Source organism: Stenotrophomonas sp. Y-13 (genome assembly GCF_046267925.1).
In the GTDB taxonomy this organism is placed as follows: domain Bacteria; phylum Pseudomonadota; class Gammaproteobacteria; order Xanthomonadales; family Xanthomonadaceae; genus Stenotrophomonas; species Stenotrophomonas acidaminiphila_A.
This window is the reverse complement of sequence record NZ_CP176501.1, coordinates 879198-898385: the sequence shown is the minus strand read 5'-3', so window position 1 is coordinate 898385 and position 19188 is coordinate 879198. Positions and strand designations below refer to the sequence as shown.

At 71.1% G+C, this 19188-nt stretch carries 17 protein-coding genes; 6 read left to right on the top strand and 11 right to left on the bottom strand.

Annotated elements, in window-relative coordinates; translation table 11 throughout:
- Positions 1-13: 13 nt before the first annotated feature.
- From ppx to lpxH, 4 genes are all read left to right on the top strand, one after another.
- Complete coding sequence (gene ppx / locus ACJ7VY_RS03945; protein WP_313247578.1) at positions 14-1540, top strand: exopolyphosphatase; 1527 nt, start codon at positions 14-16, stop codon at positions 1538-1540.
- A 156-nt stretch (positions 1541-1696) separates the two neighbouring features.
- A complete protein-coding gene (locus ACJ7VY_RS03940) occupies positions 1697-2833 on the top strand; it encodes a glycosyltransferase family 4 protein (RefSeq protein ID WP_409476402.1) in 1137 nt (378 codons plus the stop codon).
- Positions 2814-3353 carry a phosphatase PAP2 family protein gene (locus ACJ7VY_RS03935; protein WP_240211744.1) on the top strand — a complete coding sequence of 180 codons (540 nt, stop codon included), beginning with the start codon at positions 2814-2816 and terminating at the stop codon, positions 3351-3353. The genes ACJ7VY_RS03940 and ACJ7VY_RS03935 overlap by 20 nt, the downstream gene beginning before the upstream one ends.
- Positions 3354-3451: 98 nt before the next feature.
- Positions 3452-4195 (top strand): UDP-2,3-diacylglucosamine diphosphatase, encoded by a 744-nt coding sequence (lpxH, locus tag ACJ7VY_RS03930; protein ID WP_409476401.1) that lies wholly within the window; start codon positions 3452-3454, stop codon positions 4193-4195.
- Positions 4196-4299: 104 nt separating this feature from the next.
- On the opposite strand, the gene ACJ7VY_RS03925 is transcribed toward lpxH, so the two are convergent.
- From ACJ7VY_RS03925 to ACJ7VY_RS03890, 8 genes are all read right to left on the bottom strand, one after another.
- On the bottom strand, positions 4300-4746 hold the full coding sequence (locus tag ACJ7VY_RS03925; protein WP_409476400.1) for a COG3650 family protein: 447 nt from the start codon (positions 4744-4746) through the stop codon (positions 4300-4302).
- Between the two features lie 100 nt (positions 4747-4846).
- Complete coding sequence (locus ACJ7VY_RS03920; protein WP_409476399.1) at positions 4847-5659, bottom strand: ferritin-like domain-containing protein; 813 nt, start codon at positions 5657-5659, stop codon at positions 4847-4849.
- A gap of 33 nt (positions 5660-5692) precedes the next feature.
- Positions 5693-7159, bottom strand: coding sequence for an amidophosphoribosyltransferase (purF, locus tag ACJ7VY_RS03915; protein ID WP_409476398.1), 1467 nt, complete (start codon positions 7157-7159; stop codon positions 5693-5695).
- Positions 7160-7190: 31 nt separating this feature from the next.
- Positions 7191-7922 carry a CvpA family protein gene (locus ACJ7VY_RS03910; RefSeq protein WP_321990030.1) on the bottom strand — a complete coding sequence of 244 codons (732 nt, stop codon included), beginning with the start codon at positions 7920-7922 and terminating at the stop codon, positions 7191-7193.
- A 36-nt stretch (positions 7923-7958) separates the two neighbouring features.
- Positions 7959-8981: an SPOR domain-containing protein gene (locus tag ACJ7VY_RS03905; protein ID WP_312348108.1), complete on the bottom strand. Its 1023-nt coding sequence runs from the start codon at positions 8979-8981 to the stop codon at positions 7959-7961.
- A 96-nt stretch (positions 8982-9077) separates the two neighbouring features.
- Positions 9078-10394: a bifunctional tetrahydrofolate synthase/dihydrofolate synthase gene (folC, locus tag ACJ7VY_RS03900; protein ID WP_409476397.1), complete on the bottom strand. Its 1317-nt coding sequence runs from the start codon at positions 10392-10394 to the stop codon at positions 9078-9080.
- A gap of 95 nt (positions 10395-10489) precedes the next feature.
- A complete protein-coding gene (locus tag ACJ7VY_RS03895; RefSeq protein ID WP_409476396.1) occupies positions 10490-11263 on the bottom strand; it encodes a TonB family protein in 774 nt (257 codons plus the stop codon).
- Positions 11263-11907 carry a histidine phosphatase family protein gene (locus ACJ7VY_RS03890; RefSeq protein ID WP_104938170.1) on the bottom strand — a complete coding sequence of 215 codons (645 nt, stop codon included), beginning with the start codon at positions 11905-11907 and terminating at the stop codon, positions 11263-11265. The genes ACJ7VY_RS03895 and ACJ7VY_RS03890 overlap by 1 nt, the downstream gene beginning before the upstream one ends.
- A gap of 230 nt (positions 11908-12137) precedes the next feature.
- Between ACJ7VY_RS03890 and ACJ7VY_RS03885 the strand changes: the two genes are divergently transcribed.
- Positions 12138-12989, top strand: a complete 852-nt coding sequence (locus tag ACJ7VY_RS03885; protein WP_321990026.1) for a type II toxin-antitoxin system RelE/ParE family toxin — start codon at positions 12138-12140, stop codon at positions 12987-12989.
- 908 nt (positions 12990-13897) lie between these two features.
- Here ACJ7VY_RS03885 and ACJ7VY_RS03880 read toward each other — a convergent pair.
- Positions 13898-16063: a S46 family peptidase gene (locus ACJ7VY_RS03880; protein WP_409476395.1), complete on the bottom strand. Its 2166-nt coding sequence runs from the start codon at positions 16061-16063 to the stop codon at positions 13898-13900.
- Between the two features lie 146 nt (positions 16064-16209).
- Between ACJ7VY_RS03880 and tdh the strand changes: the two genes are divergently transcribed.
- Positions 16210-17232, top strand: a complete 1023-nt coding sequence (gene tdh, locus ACJ7VY_RS03875; RefSeq protein WP_104938167.1) for an L-threonine 3-dehydrogenase — start codon at positions 16210-16212, stop codon at positions 17230-17232.
- A gap of 86 nt (positions 17233-17318) precedes the next feature.
- Here tdh and ACJ7VY_RS03870 read toward each other — a convergent pair whose 3' ends face one another.
- Positions 17319-18014, bottom strand: a complete 696-nt coding sequence (locus ACJ7VY_RS03870) for a TorF family putative porin (RefSeq protein WP_240211757.1) — start codon at positions 18012-18014, stop codon at positions 17319-17321.
- Between the two features lie 122 nt (positions 18015-18136).
- A complete protein-coding gene (locus ACJ7VY_RS03865; protein WP_161615232.1) occupies positions 18137-19180 on the bottom strand; it encodes a sulfate/molybdate ABC transporter ATP-binding protein in 1044 nt (347 codons plus the stop codon).
- Between the last annotated feature and the right edge of the window lie 8 nt (positions 19181-19188).

Genomic DNA, 19188 nt, shown 5'->3' with positions numbered 1-19188 from the left:
CTACCATTCCGCCATGCCCCAGTCCTCCCCGACCTTTCCCCCGCTGCAGGACGGCGACCTGCTGGCCGCCATCGACCTGGGCTCCAACAGCTTCCACATGGTCATCGCCCGCTACCTGCTCGGCCAGCTGCGGGTGGTCGACCGCCTGCGCGAGACCGTGCGCATGGCCGACGGCCTCGACGGCAAGGGGGGATTGTCGGCCGAGGCGCGGCAACGCGCGCTCGAATGCCTGGCCCGTTTCGGCCAGCGCATCCGCAACATCCCGCCGTACCGGGTGCGCGCGCTGGCCACCAACACCGTGCGCCAGCTGCGCTCGCCGCTGTCGTTCCTGATGCCGGCCGAGACCGCGCTGGGCCACGCCATCGAAGTGGTCAACGGCCGCGAGGAGGCGCGCCTGATCTACCTGGGCGTGGCCCATGCGCAGCCGCCCAAGCCGGGCCAGCGGCGGCTGGTGATCGACATCGGTGGCGGCTCCACCGAATTCATCATCGGCAGCGGCATGCAGCCGCTGGAACGCGAAAGCCTGCAGGCCGGCTGCATCGCCAGCACCCGGCGCTTCTTCCCCGGCGGCAAGCTGAGCAAGAAGCGCTGGAAGGACGCACTGACCGAGATCAGCGCCGAGTTCCAGCCGTTCGCCGCCAAGTACCGGGCGCTGGGCTGGGACGAGGCACTGGGTTCGTCCGGCACCCACAAGGCGATCAGCGAGATCTGCGCGGCGATGAAGCTGAGCAAGGGCGCGATCACCGCCCAGGCCCTGCCGCAGCTGCGCGACGAGCTGCTGCGCGCACGGCACATCGACGACATCAACCTGCCCACCCTGTCCAGCGAGCGGCGGCCGATCATCGCCGGCGGCGTGCTGGTGCTCGAGGCCGCCTTCCAGTCGCTGGGCCTGCAGAAGCTGCTGGTCAGCAAGGCGGCGATGCGCGAGGGCATCCTCTACGACATCATGGGCCGCGCCGGCGACAACGACCCGCGCGACGAATCGGTGGCGGCGCTGACCCGCCGCTACGACATCGATGCCGCCCAGGCGCTCCGCGTGGAAGCGACCGCCCAGCGCCTGTTCGAGCAGGTCGCCGAAAGCTGGAAACTGGACTCGGACGACGCCCGCATGCTGGGCTGGGCCGCGCGCCTGCACGAACTGGGGCTGATGATCGCCCACAGCGGCTACCACACCCACGGCAGCTACGTGATCGAGCACTCGGACATCGCCGGCTTCTCGCGCCAGGAGCAGCAGATGCTGGCGGCGCTGATCCGCACCCACCGCCGCGGCGTGCCCAAGACCGCTTTCGACGCCCTGCCCGACCGCCTGCTGCTGCCGGCCCGCCGCACCGCCGCGCTGCTGCGGCTGGCGGTGCTGCTGCACCGCTCGCACGAGGACGACCCGATTCCGACGCTGGACCTGAGCGTGGACGGCAACACCCTGTCGCTGGTGCTGGACAAGGCCTTCATCGACGCCCGCCCGCTGCTGCGCGCCGACCTGGTCGGCGAGGCCGAGGGCATGGCCGGCCTGGGCATCGCATTCCGGCCGTTCGTCGCCTGAATCCCCTGGTGCATGCCGGGCCCGCCCCGCATGCGGCTGCGGGGCATGCAGGGGCGCGGCCCGGCGCCGCTGCCCCGGGCGCTGTCATGCCAGCGACGCACGCCGGTCATATCGCTGCCACCCCTTCTCCCCATGCTGCGGCAAACGGGAGGAGCCATGCGCTACGCCATCGTCACCGAGACCTATCCGCCGGAGGTCAACGGCGTCGCCCTGACCGTACAGGGCCTGGAGCGCGGCCTGCGCGCCCGCGGCAACGACGTCGACGTCGTGCGTCCGCGCCAGTCGCAGGACCTGGCGCAGGCGCATGAGCTGCTGGTGCGTGGCATGGCGCTGCCGCGCTACCCTGGCCTGCGCTTCGGGCTGCCGGTGCCGCGCCTGCTGGCCCGGCACTGGCTCCGGCAGCGGCCGGACGCGGTCTACATCGCCACCGAGGGCCCGCTGGGCTGGTCGGCGCTGCGCGCCGCGCGGCGGCTCGGCATCCCGGTCGCCACCGGCCTGCATACCCGCTTCGACACGTATCTGCCCGACTACGGTGCGGCCTGGCTGCAGCCCGTTGCCCTGGGCTGGATGCGCCGTTTCCACAACCAGGGCGATGCCACCCTGGTCCCCACCCGCGAACTGCAGGACTTCCTGCAGGGCCACGGCTTCCATCACCCACGGCTGCTGGCGCGTGCGGTGGACGCGTCGCAGTTCTCGCCACAGCAGCGCGACACCGCGCTGCGCCAGGCCTGGGGGCTGGATGCGCGCGGGCTGGCGGTGATCCACGTCGGCCGCATCGCCGCGGAGAAGAACCTCGGCCTGGCGATCCAGGCGTTCCGCCGGATCCAGCGGCTGCGCCCGGATGCGCGCTTCGTCTGGGTGGGCGACGGGCCACTGCGCGAGCGCATCGCCCAGGACAACCCCGATTTCATCTTCTGCGGGATCCAGCGCGGCCAGGCGCTTGCCCGCCACTTCGCCAGCGGCGACCTGTTCCTGTTCCCGAGCCGCAGCGAGACCTTCGGCAACGTGACCCTGGAGGCCATGGCCAGCGGCGTGGCCACGGTCGCCTTCGACTATGGCGCCGCGCGCGAACATCTGCAGAGCGGGTACAGCGGCGTGGCCGTGGACAACGACGACAGCTTCATCAACGCCGCAATTAACCTGGCCGGCGACCCGGCCCTTCGCGCGTCGCTCGGCGGCAACGCCAGCCGGTCGATGCAGCGGCTGCATCCGGACCACGTGGTCGCCGAATTCGAGGCATTGCTGCACGAACTGTCGCAACGGAGACGTGCCCATGCCCTTGCTGCCGCCTGACGGCCTGCTCGCCCGCGAAACCCGCTGGTGCCGGCGCGCCAACCACTACTGCCGCCATCGCCGCATCCGCACCCTGTTCGCGATCATCAGCCGCCTCGGCGATGGCGTGTTCTGGTACGTGCTGATGGGCGCACTGGTACTGGCCGACGGCATGGACGGCCTGCGCGCATCCGCGCACATGGCCGCCACCGGCGTGGTCGCGCTGACCCTGTACAAGGCGCTCAAACGCTGGACCCGCCGCCCGCGCCCGTTCGCGGCCGACCTGCGCATCCGCGCCTGGGTGGCGCCGCTGGACGAGTACAGTTTTCCCTCCGGGCATACCCTGCACGCGGTGTCGTTCAGCGTGGTCGCGCTGGCCTACTACCCGTGGCTGGCGCCGTTGCTGCTGCCGTTCACCGCCGGCGTGGCGCTGTCGCGGGTCGTGCTCGGCCTGCATTACCCCAGCGACGTGCTGGCCGCCACCGGCATCGCCCTGCTGCTGGGCGGCGCGTCGCTGCAGCTGATGCCGCTGCCGTTCTGAGCGGCGGCCGCCGGCCGGCCGCCGTGCCCGCGCAGCGGCGCCCACCGGCCGCCGCGCGGCCATCGGGAGCGCGCCGGCGTTGCCCTACAATGGCGGCCATGACCACGCTGTTCATTTCCGACCTACACCTGGACCCGAGCCGTCCGGCGATCACCGCATTGTTCCTGGAGTTCCTGCGCGGCCAGGCGCGGCAGGCCGAGGCGCTGTACATCCTCGGTGACCTGTTCGAGGCCTGGATCGGCGACGACACCCCTTCTGCTGCCGCCGATGCGGTCGCCACCGCGCTGCGCGAACTGGCCGACGCCGGGGTGCCGGTGTTCTTCATCCGTGGCAACCGTGACTTCCTGGTCGGCGCGGACTATGCCCGCCGCGCCGGCATGCGCATCCTGCCCGACCCGTGCGTGGTTACGCTGTACGGCCGGCCGGTGCTGCTGCAGCACGGCGACCTGCTGTGTACCGACGACACCGCCTACCAGGCGTTCCGCGCGCAGACCCGCGACCCGGCGTTCATCGCCCAGTTCCTGGCGCAACCGCTGGAAGCACGCATCGCCTTCGCGCAGAAGGCACGCGCCGCCAGCCAGGCGCGCCAGTCGGAAATGAAGCAAGGCGACCGCGCGCAGTTCGAGACCGTCACCGACGTGGCACCGGGCGAAGTCGCCGCCACGTTCCGCCGTTACGGGGTGGACACGATGATCCATGGCCACACCCATCGTCCGGCCGTGCACAGCGTGCAGGTGGACGATGCCACCTGTACCCGCATCGTGCTCGGCGACTGGTACGAGCAGGGCTCGGTGCTGCAGGTGGATGCCAGCGGCTACCGGCTGCAGGCACTGACCCCGTAGCTCAATACCGGGTCCGGCCACTGGAAAGTACTACCGTCGGCGGACCCTGCGGATCAGAAGAGGCGCGTGGTGGCAACGGAGCCGGCCCCGAAACGGCAGCACGCTTACCGGGGCGCGGGCGGCGACGCGGGGTCGAACGCACAGCCTTGCTGCGTCTTGCCATCCAGCCGCCACGACACGCTGAACGGATACGCCATGTCGGACATGCCGTCCGAACAGGGCGCGCGGCGCACGTCCAGCCGGAACGGCACGCCACCGTCCTTGCCCGCCAGGTGCAGGCCATCGGCATCGAGGCGACGCGTGGCCTGCAGCCGGCGCGGCGCGTCCATCGTTTCCGGCGTGGTGTAGGTCAACGCTTCGCCCTCCACCTTCACGCTCCAGAACGGCTCGACGCCGGCCGCCTGCAGGCGGGCCGGGAACGCCGCCGCATCCGGCCCATCCTGCGTGACAGCAGCTTCGTGCGCGGGCGCACCGGCGTCGGGGACGGCGGGGCTGCAGGCCGACAACAGAGTCATCGGCAACGCCAGCAACAGGGGGCGGAAGACAGGCATGCGCGGCTCCATGGGGTGCGACAAGTGAGCGGTATCGTCGCATGCACCAGGTAAACGCAATGCGATCCACGCGGCCGCGGAAGCCGGCCGCGCGATTGCGTCACCCGGCCTGTTCGACCAGGTCCGCAAGCTCGTCGGCATCGAAACCGGCCAGCAGCCGGGCTTCGAGATTGAATGGGCCGTGCAGGTAACCGCCGGCGTATTCGTGCAGCAGCTGCTTGAACCGCGCGCGCGGTTCCACCCCGGCACGCGCGCAGTACCAGCGGTACCAGCGAGAACCGGCGGCGACATGCGCTACTTCCTCGCGCAGGATCACTTCCAGCACGTCGGCGGTGGCGTCGTCGCCGAGCGAGCGCAGCCGGGTGATCATCGCCGGGGTCACGTCCAGCCCGCGCGCCTCCAGTACGCGCGGCACCAGCGCCATGCGCGCCAGTCCGTCATGCGCGGTTTTCTCGCACATTTCCCACAGGCCGTTGTGCGCGGGGAAGTCGGCGTAGTCGTGGCCGTGCGCCAGCAGTCGCTCGCGCAGCAGCAGGAAGTGGCGCGCTTCGTCGTCGGCGCAGCTCACCCAATCGGCATGGAAACTGCCCGGCAGGCCGCGGAAGCGGTACACCGCATCCCACGCCAGGTCGATGGCATTGAGTTCGATATGGGCGATGGCATGGATGAAGGCCGCACGCCCCTCCACGCTGCCGAAGCCGCGACGCGGCAGGTCGCGCGGGTGCACCAGCACCAGGCGCGCGGGGCGGCCGGGCATGCGGATCGGCGCCGGCACGGGCGCGTCCGCCGGCAGCTTCAGCGTACCGGCGCGGAACAAGCTGGCGCAGTGCCGGGTCAGCGCCACCTTGCGCAGCGGATCGGCCTCGGCCAGGCACAGCTGCGCGGCGTGCAGCAGGTCATCCACCGCCGGCATGCCGCCGGCTTGCGCGGCCGCCGCCTGCATGGCTCAGGCGCGGCGCTTGTTCTTGGCTTCGTCCGAGCGCAGCTGCTGGATGCGCTCGAAGTAACCCGGCTCGATGCCGGTGACGTAGTGGCCGTTGAAGCAGGACGAATCGAACGCCTTCAGCTCCGGATTGCCCTCGCGCACCGCCGCTTCCAGGTCCTCGAGGTCCTGGTAGACCAGCCAGTCGCAGCCCAGGTGCTTCTCGATGTCCTCGACGCTGCGCTCGTGCGCCACCAGTTCCTCGGCGGCCGGCATGTCGATGCCGTAGATGTTGGGGTGGCGCACCGGCGGCGCGGCGCTGGCCAGGTACACCTTGCGCGCGCCGGCGTCGCGCGCCATCTGCACGATCTGCTGGCTGGTGGTGCCGCGCACGATCGAGTCGTCCACCAGCAGCACCACGCGGTTGCGGAACTCCAGGTGGATCGGATTGAGCTTGCGGCGCACCGACTTCACCCGCTCGCCCTGCCCCGGCATGATGAAGGTGCGGCCGACGTAGCGGTTCTTGACGAAGCCCTCGCGGTACTTCACGCCAAGCACGTTGGAGATTTCCAGCGCCGCGTCGCGCGAGGTGTCCGGGATCGGGATGATGGTGTCGATGTCGTGGTCCGGGCGCAGGCGCAGGATCTTCTCGCCCAGCTTCTGGCCCATGCGCATGCGCGCCTTGTGCACCGAGACGTTGTCGATCATCGAGTCCGGGCGCGCGAAGTACACGTACTCGAAGATGCAGGGCGTCTGCTGGGTGGTGGTGGCGCAGACCTCGGCGAACAGTTCGCCGCGCTCGGTGATCACCACCGCCTCGCCCGGGGCGACGTCGCGCACGCGCTCGAAGCCGAGCACGTCCAGCGCCACCGATTCGGAGGCAACAATGTACTCCTCGCCCTCGGCATGGCTGCGCCTGCCCAGCACCAGCGGGCGGATGCCGTGCGGGTCGCGGAACGCCACCAGGCCCAGGCCCAGCACCACGCTGACCACCGCGTAGCCGCCCTTGCAGCGGCGGTGCACGCCGGCCACGGCGCGGATCGCCGCCTCCGGGGTGAGCATGCGCTGCGCGTCCAGCTCGTAGGCGAACACGTTCAGCAGCACTTCGCTGTCCGAGTCGGTGTTGATGTTGCGGCGGTCGGCCTCGAACACCTGCTGGCGCAGCGCCTCGGTGTTGATCAGGTTGCCGTTGTGCGCCAGGGCGATGCCGTACGGCGAGTTGACGTAGAACGGCTGCGCCTCGTCGGTGCCTTCCGAACCGGCGGTCGGGTAGCGCACGTGGGCGATGCCGATGCGGCCCTGCAGCAGCGCCATGCGCCGCTCGTCGAACACGTCGCGCACCAGCCCGTTGCCCTTTTCCACCCGCAGCCGGGTGCCGTGCGCGGTGGCGATGCCGGCCGCATCCTGGCCGCGGTGCTGGAGGACGGTCAGGCCGTCATAGAGCTGCCCGGCGACGTTCTGGTTGCCGACGATTCCGACGATGCCACACATGTTGCGCGATCTCCGCTGGGCCGTGGCCCGGTTAACGTGAAGGGGGCCGTGCCTGGCCCGATGGCCCGGCCCGCGCCGGACCGGGGTGATCCGGGCGCACCTGCGCCGGATCGATGTTGGAAGGCCACGCCTTCGCCGGGTCCTGGCGGCTGCTTCCGGTCGCGGCCGGCCGGGCGTCATCCGCCCGTTCCGGCATCGCTTGCGGCAGTCCGCTGCCCGCTTCATGTTCGCTGAGTCCGGCATTATCGCCTGCCAGCACCGCCTTGCCCAAGTCCAGCAGCGGATGCTCCGGCACGGCCGGCAGTTCCGGCAGCCGCGCGCGCAGCCAGTCGGCCGGCGGGTGCAGCCACGACGCCAGTTGCGAACGCCGCCAGGGCTCGCCGTCGGCCACGGGGGTGAAGCCCAGCACCAGCACCGCCAGCACCGCCAGCAGCACCCCGCGCACCAGCCCCAGGCCGAAACCGAACAGGCGGTCCGGGGCCTTCAGCAGCACGGTGGAATCAACCACCCCGCGCAGCAGCAGGCCGATGGCCGAAACGGCCAGCAGTACGCCGAAGAAGGCAATGGCGTAGCCGGCGGCATATTGGCCCGCGGTCGGCGTCGCGCCGCCGCTGAGCAGCACGCTGGCGTCATGGCCGAAACGGAACGCGGCCCAGCCGGCCAGCAGCCAGCCGAGCACGCCGAACACGGTGGCCAGCAGGCCGCGCATCAGCCCGAACAGGGCCGATACCACGATCAACCCCAGCAGCAGCAGGTCGATCACCGGTTGCCCCGACCGGGCATCAGGCCGCTCGCCGCATCAGGGGTGCGGGCGGACCATGCCGGCGATGCCGACCTTGGCCGCGACCTGCGCCTTGAGCTGTTCGGCCTCGGCCCGGTTGGCCACCGGGCCGACGCGGACGCGGTTGAGCACGCCGTTGTCGGTGCGCACCTGTTCGACGAAGGCGCTGAAGCCGGCGGCGCGCACCTTGTCGCGCAACGCATTGGCGTCGGCCGGCTTGCCGAACGCACCCAGCTGCACGGCGAAGCCGACGCTGCTCGCGGCCGGCGCGGTGGGAGTGGCAGTGGCGGCCGGCTTCGGCGCGGCGGGCTTGGGCGCTTCAGGCTTGAGCGCTTCAGGCTTGGGCGCAGCGGGCTTGGGTTCGTTGCGGGGATCGAGCCGCGGCGCGGCGGCCACCGGCCTGGCGGGCTCGGCAGGCAGGGCCTCGGACCGCACCGCCGGGGCGGCCGCAGCCGCGGCCGGAGCCGCAGCCGGGGTAGCCGGGGCGGCGGCTGGCGCCGCGGGCTCCTTGTCGGCGTCGAGCACCACCACCTGCGCGTTCACGTCGCCGCGGACCTTGCCCGCCTCCAGCCGGACCAGCTCGGCCTGCGCGCGGTCGGCATACGGGCCGATGCGCACCCGCCAGGCCGGGCGCCCGTTGATGGTGTCCTGCTGGCGGAAGCCCGGCAGGTTGGATTTTTTCAGGTGGGCGATCACCGCATCGGCATCGGCTTCGGTGGCGTAGGCACCGAAATTCACCGCGTAATTGCCGGCCGCCGCGCTCGGCGGCAGCACGCCGCTGGCGGGGTCCGCCGCCGGGGACGCGGCCTCGGCGACCGGTTGCGCGGCGGGCATGCCGGTGGCGCCAGCGGCGCTCGGCGCGACCAGCGGCAGCTCGCGGGTTTCGAACTGGCCGTCGGCCGGCGCATCGGGGGCGCGCAGCGGTACGTCCTGCACGCCGCTGTCCGGTGCCGGGCCCTTGACCAGCATGGGCAGGAAGATCACGGCCAGGGCCACCAGCACGATGGCGCCAATCAATCGCTGTTTCAGGGGAGTATCCACGGCAAGGCGTATGGGCGGCAGGGCGGAATGTCCGGCGATTATATGCGCGGCCGGCGACGGCCACGGCCGCGCCAGCTGAACGGAGCGCAGTGCGCGTCAGCGCACGGGCAGCGGCTGGGCGGTGGATGTCACGGCGCGCGCGACGCCTGCCTGCAGCCGTGGCAACGCTTCTGCCACGGTGTGGAACGACCCGAACACCAGCACCCGGTCGCCACGGCGGGCCTGTTCCAGCGCCGCGGCCAGCGCCTGGCCGACGTCCGCGAAGGTGGCGGCGCCGGCCGCTGCGGTGCCGGCCAGGCGCTCGCGCAGTTGCGCGGCCCCCTGGCCGCGGGCGCCCTCCAGTCCGGCCAGGTACCAGCGGTCGATGCGCGCCTGCAGCGCGGCGACCACGCCCGCGGCGTCCTTGTCGGCCAGCGCCGCGTATACCGCCAGGGTGCGTCCGCTGGCCGGGCGTGCCTGCAGCGCGGTGCCGAGGGCGGCGGCGGCCTGCGGGTTGTGGCCGACATCGACCAGCACTTCCACGCCATCGCGCTCGAAGCGCTGCAGGCGCCCGGCGACCTGCGCCGCGGCCACGCCGCGCGCCCAGGCGGCGCGCGGCACCGGGCGATCCAGCGCGCGCAGCGCGGCGATGGCGGCGGCCGCATTGGCCCGCTGCACCGGCGCCCACAACGCCGGCTGCGGCAGTTCGATGCGAAAGGAGACATCGCGCCAGCGCCAGGTGTCGGCGTCCACCGCCTCGGCGAAGAAGTCGCTGCCGAACCGGATCGCGTTGGCGCCCAGCACGTAGGCGCGACGCAGCACGCTGGACGGCGGGTCGATCTCGCCCAGGATCAGCGGCTTCCAGCCGCGGATGATGCCGGCCTTCTCCGCGCCGATGGCCTCGCGGTCGCTGCCCAGCCAGTCGGCATGGTCGATGTCCACGGTGGTGATCACCGCCACGTCGGCATCGACGATGTTGACCGCGTCCAGGCGCCCGCCCAGCCCCACTTCCAGCACCGCCAGGTCCAGCCCGGCGCGCGCGAACGCCCACAACGCGCACAGCGTGCCGTACTCGAAGTAGGTCAGCGCGGTGTCGCCCCGCGCATCCTCCACGGCGTTGAAGCCGGCCACCAGGGTGGCGTCGTCGACGTCGGCGCCGTCGATGCGCACGCGCTCGTTGTAGGCCAGCAGGTGCGGCGAGGTGTAGGCACCCACCGTCCAGCCAGCGGCGCGGGCGATGGCCTCGATGAAGGCCACCGTCGAGCCCTTGCCGTTGGTGCCGCCGACCACGATGCAGCGCTGCGCCGGCCGCTGCAGGCCCATGCGCGCGGCCACCTCGCGCACCCGTTCCAGCCCCATCGCGATGGGCTGCGGATGCTGTCGGTCGATATGGGCGAGCCACTGTTCGAGCGTGGCGGGACGTGCGGAGGACATGCGGGATTCTCGGTGGCACGCGCCGGCGCACGGTGCGGCGGCGCGGATGGGGCGCACATGATACAGCCGCGCCACGGCGCGCCCGGCCGTCGCGCCTAGGGCGTGGCCACTGCGACCGCCTGTGGCCGCTGCCGGCCACGGCTGGCGCGCAGCGTGGCCAGCGACTGGCGACAGGCATCCAGGTCGCTGCCACACAGCACGCTGGTGACCACGAACCGGTGGCGGCCATCGCTGACCAGGCGGTTGCGCACCATCATCGCGCCTTCCAGCTGGAACAGGCTCAGGCCTTCTTCGTCGTGCAGCCAGAAGTTGGCCTGCCCGCCATAGCGGCGGAACAGCGCCAGCGGGCCGATCGTGGCGACCGCCTCGGGAATCGCCAGGAAACCGATCGGGTACGGATCGGCGATGTAGCCCGGCAGCATGCCGTCGGCATCCAGTGCAGGCATCGGCACGCGGCCGCCGCGGCGCTCGTCGAAGAACGGGTCGCGCAGGCGCCTGCCGGCCTGCGCCGGGATTTCCTCGGGCAGCGGTTCGAACGCGAACGGCAGACGGTAGCGCGGCTGGCCCCGGTATTCCGGCGGCACGGTCCAGGCACGGGCCGCCGCCAGCGCCGCCGCGTCCAGTACCGCCACGCCGGAACCCTGTTCGACCCGTGCGGCGTCTACCCGCCCGCAGGCATCGGTGTCGATGATCACGTTGATCACGTAGCCGAGCAGGCGCCACAGTTCCGGCGGCGGGTAGTGCGGCGCGCGGTTGGCCGCCGCTGGAAACGGCGGGCAGCCCTCGACCGGTTGCGCCAGTGCCGGCAACGGCGACAACGCCAGCAGGGCCGCGGCCAGCCAGCAGGGCGGTACCCGCAGGCGCGCCATCACAACGCCCGGTGCTTGGCCTCGCCGAAGAACGGGGTGTGGTGCGCGCAATCGTTCAGGCGCACCACTTCCAGGTGTTCCACGTCCGGCCCTTCCAGCAGGTTCAGCGTGGTCGGTGCCTGGCGGAAGGTCCACAGCTTGCCGATCGGCAGGCCCAGCACCTTGCACAGGATCACGCGGTTGACCGCGTCGTGCGCGACCACCAGCAGGGTGTCATCCGCGCCCAGGCCCTCGGCGGCGCGCGCCAGGCCACGCCAACTGCGGTCCAGCACCTGGCGCAGCGATTCGCCACCGGGCATCAGCACGGTATCGGGTTCCTCGCGCCAGGCGCGCAGGCGCGCCGGGTCCTTGTCGTTGATCTCGCTGGCCAGCAGGCCCTCCCACTCGCCGTGGGCGATTTCCTGCAGGTCCGCATCGGTCTGCAGCATCGATGCGCGGGCGCTGCCCAGCGCGGCCCGCGCGGTGCTCTGCGCGCGCGACAGCGGCGACGCCACCGCGCGGGTGATCTCGATCGACTGCAGGCGCTCGCCCAGTGCCCTGGCCTGCGCCTCGCCTACCGGCGAAAGCGGGATGTCGATCTGGCCCTGGTAGCGGCCTTCGGCGTTCCACGGCGTTTCGCCGTGGCGGGCAAGCAGGATGCGCATGCAGTTGGGAGTCCATGGCGAGGGGGCCCGCATCATAGCCTGTCGCCGTGGTGCCGCAGGCGTCGGTTGCCTGCGATACGAAATCCCCGGCGAACGCTTGGCCGCCAGCCGGGCAGGCGCCGCCCAGCGTGTCTGCGGGCGGCCCGCAGGCGTTACCATGACGGCCCCCGATCCGCTGCACGGTGTCACGTCCACATGAGGGCCAGCAGCTCCCACGCCCGCACGGTGGCATGAGCAGCGCTTCGTCTACCCCGTCACCGCCCGCGGTGCGCTGGAACGAACGCGTGCAGCCGTGGGCCGCCGCCCTGGCCAGCGCACTGCTGCACCTGCTGGTGCTGCTGCTCCTGCTGCATTCCACGCCGCCGGTGGTGACCACGCCGCAGGGCACCGCCGGCGGCGGCCGGGTCAAGGTGGATTTCGTCGGCGAGGCTCCGCCCTCCCCGACCCCTGCCCGCCAGCCGCCGGGGCCGAAGCAGGACGACGCGCGCAAGAAGCCGGCCAGGCCCACCGCCCGCCGCCAGGCCGACGCCCGCAAGCCGGTACCGGAAGCCCGCTACATCGAACCCCCGGCCGAACCGGCCCCGGCGCAGACCCGCAGCGACGAACCGCCGGCGCCGGAGCCGGCACAGGCATCGGCCGCCAGCCCGCCCGAGGGCATGCAGCGCCGGTCGCAGGCCTGGACCGGGCGCCCGCCGGGCTGGCTGCCCCGGGAAACCTCGCCCGACGATGGCCGCGCTTCCGGGCCGGTCAACCGCAATGGCTACCGCAACGACGTGGCCGCCGGCGAGCCGGCCATGGAAGTGGGCGGCTACCAGATCATCTATGACCTGCTGGGCGAAGCGCGGCTGCGCACCTGGATGGAACAGGGCATGAAGGAGCTCTCCATCCCCCTGCCCGGCACCACCTACCTGATGGTCTGCCCGGCCGAAGTCGCGCTCAGGCGCGGCTCCAGCAAATGCCGCCTGCTGCCGCCCGACGCACCGGAACTGCAGTCCATCGGCGACGCGCGCCAGGTGGTCACGGTGATGTACGTGTACCGGCGCGGCGAGCTGGTCTGGCGTGGACCGGGACCGTACCGCTGAAGCGGCTGCGGCTGCGGCCGCGGCTGCGGCTCGGTACGCTCCCGCAACACACCCGGGGATGCGGGGCTCGCCCCGCGCGACCACCGCGGAAGGCCCGGTGTGGGGCAAGCCCCACACCTACGTACCGCCAACGGATTGCCTGCACGGTTGCGGCGACGGTGCCGACCGGCCGGAACCGCCCTCGCAACATCCCGCGTGGAGGCGGGGCTCACCCCCCACGACCACCGTGGAAGTCCGGTGTGGGGCAAGCCCCACCCCCACGCGCCGCCGAAGGATTGCCTGCGCGGTTGCGGCGACGGGACAGACCGGACTGAACGGCCTTCGCAATATCGCCTGTAGATGCGGGGCTTGCCCCGCATGACCGCCGTGAAAGGCCCAGTGTGGGGCAAGCCCCACACCTACGTACCGCCAACGGATTGCCTGCGCGGTTGCGGCGACGGTGCCGAGCTGCCGGAACCGCCCTCGCAACATCCCGCGCGGATGCGGGACTCGCCCCGCGCGACCACCGTGGAAGGCCCGGTGTGGGGCAAGCCCCACGCCCATGCGCCGCCGAGGGATTGCCTGCGCGGTTGCGGCGACGGTGCCGACCGGACTGAACCGCCCTCGCAACATCCCGCGCGGATACGGGACTCGCCCCGCGCGACCACCGTGGAAGGCCGGTGTGGGGCAAGCCACACACCTACGTGCCGCCAACGGATTGCCTGCGCGGTTGCGGCGATGGTGCCGACTGGACTGAACGGCCTTCGCAATATCGCCCGTAGATACGGGGCTTGCCCCGCATGACCGCCATCCCCGCATGACCGCCACCCCGCGGGCCCGTCGAGGGGCCGGGAGTCGCCGCGGATGGCGGCAAAGAAAACCCCGGGCGGTTTCCCGCCCGGGGTCTTCGATCAAACGCGGAACGCGGCTTACTTCGAGGCCGCTTCCAGCTCCTTCAGCAGCTGCGGCGCCGGCGCCACTTCCTGCATGATCCAGCGCATGTAGCGCTGGTCCACCGAGATCATGCGGGTCATCACCGGGTCGAACACCCAGTTGCTGGCCACCGATTCCCAGATGCCGTCGAACGCCAGCCCGACCAGGCGGCCATGCGCGTCCAGCACCGGCGAACCGGAGTTGCCGCCGGTGATGTCCAGGTCGGACAGGAAGTCCACCGGCACGCTGCCCAGGCGCTCGTCTTCCAGGCCGCCGTAGCGCTTGGCCTTGACCGCATCGAGCAGCGCCTTCGGCGAGTCGAACGGATCGACGCCGGTTTCCTTGGCGGCGACACCTTCGATGGTGGTGAACGGCTGCTGCACCTTGCCGTCCAGGCCGGTGTAGCCCTTCACGTTGCCGAAAGTGATGCGCAGCGACAGGTTGGCATCGGGGTAGACGAACCCGCCCTGGCTCTTCTTGTAGTCGGCGATGGCCTGAAGGAACAGCGGACGCGCCACCAGCTCCTCGCCGCGCTTGACCTTGTTCTGGTGCTCGATCTGCAGCAGCGCCGGCATCACCGCCACCGCGTACTGGATGGCCGGATCGGTGCTGGCCTCGAACGCGGCCTTGTCGGCGTTGAACCACTTCATGCGCTCGGCCAGGTCGCCCAGGCGCGAACCGTCCAGGCGGGCCAGCGCGGCGTCCACGGCGGCGGCATCGCTGCCGCCCAGCCAGGTGTCGAAGGCCGGCACGCGCTGGTCGGCCGGCAGCGCCACGTAGCGCTGCAGCCAGTACTGCTGGAACTGCCGGTCCATCGCCGCCACGTAGCGGCGGTCCATCTGCTTCAGGCCGCCCTCGATGGCCGGCAGGTCGCGTTCCTGGTAGCCCTCCTCGCGCTGCGCGTCCGGCTTGGCCTTCTCGATCGCCAGCCGGTACAGGCGCACCGCGGTGCCCAGGGTGCCGGTGCGGTTGAACATGGCCAGGGTGACGTCACGCTGCTGGGTGCTGCGCGCCTGGGTGCCCAGCGCCTGCAGCTGCGCATACGCATCGAGCGCCGGCTTGCCGGCGGCGCCCTGCGCGCGCAGCCATTCCAGCACCGCGGCCTCTTCCTTCTGCTTGTGCGCCAGCACGTTGTTGCGCTTGAAGCCGTCCAGCTGGCCGTCGTAGTTCTTGCTGGTGTTGTTCCAGCCGGCCATGCTGGCGGCGTACTTCACCGCAATGTCCTTGTTGTCCTTGCTGGCGGCTTCGACCAGCGCGATCTGGTCCTTGTACGCCTTGGCGATGGTCGGGTAGGTCCAGTTGGCGGTGTTCTCGAACTCACTGACCAGCGCATAGCGGTCGGTGCGGCCCGGGTAGCCGGCCACCATCACGAAATCGCCTTCGCCCAGCGGCTGGTTGGCCAGCTTCAGCCAGTGCTTGGGCTGGTACGGCACGTTGTCGGCCGAGAACGCGGCCGGCTTGCCGTCCTTGCCCACGTAGGCGCGGTAGAACGCGAAATCACCGGTGTGGCGCGGCCACATCCAGTTGTCGACGTCGCCGCCGAACTTGCCCACGCTGCCCGGGGGCGCGTACGCCAGGCGCACGTCCTTGATCTCCAGGTTCTTGAACAGCCGGTAGGTGTTGCCGCCGGAGAAGCTGTACAGCGTGCAGCTGTAGCTGTCGTCGGCCTCGCACTCGGCCACCAGCTTCTTCTCCAGCGCCTCCAGCGCTTCGGTGCGCTTGAGCGGGTCGTTGCCGGCGCCGGCAATGGCGGCCTTGGCCTGGGCGGTGACGTCGGTGATGTCGTCCAGCACGTAGATGCGCGCGTTGGGGCCGGCGCTCAGCTCATCCTTGAACGCGGCCGCGCTGAAGCCGTCCTTGATCAGGTTCTTCTCGGCGGTGGAGTTGAGCTGGATGGAGCCGTAGGCGCAGTGGTGGTTGGTCGCCACCAGGCCCTGCGGCGAGACGAAGCTGGCGGTGCAGCCGCCCAGCGCCACCACCGCGCCCATCGGGTCGCCGGTCAGGTTACTGAGCTGCAGCGGGTCCAGCTTCAGCCCGGCCTTCATCAGCGGCCCGGCGATCTGCGGCAGCTGCTGCGGCACCCACATGCCTTCGGCGGCACTGGCCGCCTGCGCCAGGCCAAGCCCGGCCACCACGGAAAAAGCGAGAAGATTCAGACGCATGAAGCGGACCCCGAAGAATGGAAAGCCCGATTGTAGCGGGTGAAACCGTTGCCGTAGCGCCGCCTCCCGCTACGGAGGGCGGCGGCCGCACGCATATAATCGGCACTCTTTCCCACTGCGGTTTCCCGGCAATGACACAGAACACGATGCGCGCGCTGGTCAAGCGCGAGGCCACCAAGGGCATCTGGATGGAAGAGGTGCCGGTGCCGGTGCCCGGCCCCAACGAGGTGCTGATCAAGCTGGAGAAGACCGCCATCTGCGGCACCGACCTGCACATCTACCTGTGGGACGAGTGGAGCCAGCGCACCATCAAGCCGGGCCTGACCATCGGCCACGAGTTCGTCGGCCGCATCGCCGCGATCGGTCCCGGCGTGACCGGCTACGAGATCGGCCAGCGGGTGTCGGCCGAAGGCCACATCGTCTGCGGCCACTGCCGCAACTGCCGCGGCGGCCGCCCGCACCTGTGCCCCAACACCGTGGGCATCGGCGTCAACGTCAACGGCGCCTTCGCCGAATACATGGTGATGCCGGCCAGCAACCTGTGGCCGATCCCGGACCAGATCCCGTCCGAGCTGGCCGCGTTCTTCGACCCCTACGGCAACGCCGCGCACTGCGCGCTGGAGTTCGACGTGATCGGCGAGGACGTGCTGATCACCGGCGCCGGCCCGATCGGCATCATCGCCGCCGGCATCTGCAAGCACATCGGCGCGCGCAACGTGGTGGTCACCGACGTCAACGATTTCCGCCTGAAGCTGGCCGCCGACATGGGCGCCACCCGCGTGGTCAACGTCGCCAACCAGTCGCTGAAGGACGTGATGGCCGACCTGCACATGGAAGGTTTCGACGTGGGCCTGGAGATGAGCGGCAACCCGCGCGCGTTCAACGACATGCTCGACTGCATGTACCACGGCGGCAAGATCGCCATGCTCGGCATCATGCCCAAGGGCGCCGGCTGCGACTGGGACAAGATCATCTTCAAGGGCCTGACCGTGCAGGGCATCTACGGCCGCAAGATGTACGAGACCTGGTACAAGATGACCCAGCTGGTGCTGTCCGGCTTCCCGCTGGGCAAGGTGCTCACCCACCAGCTGCCGGTGGACCGCTTCCAGGAAGGCTTCGAGCTGATGGAACAGGGCAAGGCCGGCAAGGTCGTGCTGAGCTGGAACTGAGACGCGGCTGCCGGGCCCGCCCGGCGCCCGCGCAGGAATGAGAAAGGCGCCTTGCGGCGCCTTTCTCTTTGCTCGCGCCGCTGTGCTCAGCGCGCGATCTTGACCGCCAGCACCACGCGGTTGTCGGCCAGCTTGCCGAAGTTGTCGCGGCCCTTGCCGTCGGTGCCGTAGTAGCCCAGCGAGACGTTGGCGATGCCGAAGCTGCGGCCCACGCCCACGCCCCAGTCGGTGTAATCCTGGGCCACGTCGCTGTCGTTGAACACGCTGCGGCCGACGTTGGCGTTGAGGCTGAAATCGTTGGGCAGCGCCCACTCGCCGCCAAGGCCGTAATACCAGCCGGTGGTGCTGCTGCCCCACACGTCGTTGGTGTAGCTGACGTTGACCTTCCAGTGCTCGGCGATGGTGGTGGTGGTGACCAGCTCGTTGTAGGCCATCTCGCTGGCACCCGGGTAGGTGTAGCGGTTGAGCATCAGGTCGACGTTGACCGCGTCGCTGACGTCGAAGCCGTAGCCGACGAAGTAGTCCACCTCGACGTCGGGGCTGCCCTCGCCGAAATCCACGCCCGAGGCGAAGCTGCCGACATACAGGCCGCTGGACGTGGTCCAGGTGACGCTGCCCTGCACGGTCGGCTTCTCGTCGGTCTGCGAGGCGCCGCGGAACAGGTAATCCGACACCGCGGCGACTTCCCAGCTCAGGGGCGAGGCGTCTTCGGCAGAGGCAGTGAACGGCAGGGACAGCAGGGCAGCACAGGCAACGGCTGCAACACGCTTGCAGGGGATCATGCGGGTCTCCGGGTGGGGTGGGCGCCGCCGCGGCGCACAATTTACAAATTCTTAACCAAAATGATCCCGGACGCCAGCGTTTCGTGGCGCCGCCACCCCGCGCCCCGCCAACGCGCGGCGCCCTACCCCGCGTCCGCCGCGAACACCCCGTGGCGCCGCGCCGCCAGCGCGACCACCTGCCCGGCGGCGTAGGCCGGCGCGTCCGGCGGCAGTTCGACCTCCACGTCCACCGCGGCCGTGCGCAGCCGCGCCCGCAACCGCGCCCGGGCGCCACTGCGCTGCACCGACAGCACGGTCCCCGTCCAGTCGCCGGCATCGCCGACGCGCATGTCCTCCGGGCGCACGTACACCTCCAGCGCGGCGGCCTCGGGCAGGCCGGCAGGCCGCGGCCAGCGCGCGCCCGCCACCTCCAGCGCCTCGCCGTCGGTGCGCGCCGGCAGGCGGTTGGCTTCGCCGACGAAGCCGTACACGAACGGCGACTGCGGCCGGTCGTAGACCTCGCCCGGGCTGCCGACCTGTTCGATGCGGCCATGGTTGAGGATCGCCACCCGGTCGGCCAGTTCCAGCGCTTCTTCCTGGTCATGGGTGACGAACACCGTGGTCAGCCCGGTGCGGTCGTGCAGTTCGCGCAGCCAGCGGCGCAGGTCGCGGCGCACCTGCGCGTCCAGCGCCCCGAACGGCTCGTCCAGCAGCAGCACACGCGGCTCGATCGCCAGCGCGCGCGCCAGCGCCACGCGCTGGCGCTGGCCGCCGGACAGCTGGGTCGGATAGCGCCCGCCCAGGCCCTCGAGCTGCACCAGCGCCAGCAATTCGTCGACGCGGGCGTCGATGCGCGCCTTCGGCCAGCGCCGCGCACCGCGCCGCACTTCCAGGCCGAAAGCGATGTTGGCGCGCACGTCCATGTGCCGGAACAGCGCGTAGTGCTGGAACACGAAGCCGGCGCGGCGCGCCTGCACGCTCAGCGCGGTGGCGTCCTCGCCCTCGAACAGGATCCGCCCCTGGTCCGGGTGTTCCAGCCCGGCGAGCGCGCGCAGCAGGGTGGTCTTGCCCGAACCGGAGGGCCCGAGCAGCGCCAGCAGTTCGCCGCTGCGGATATCGAGGTTGACGCCGTCGAGCGCGGCGAAGGCACCAAAACGCTTGCCCAGTTGCTGGATGCGGATGTTCATCGATTCAC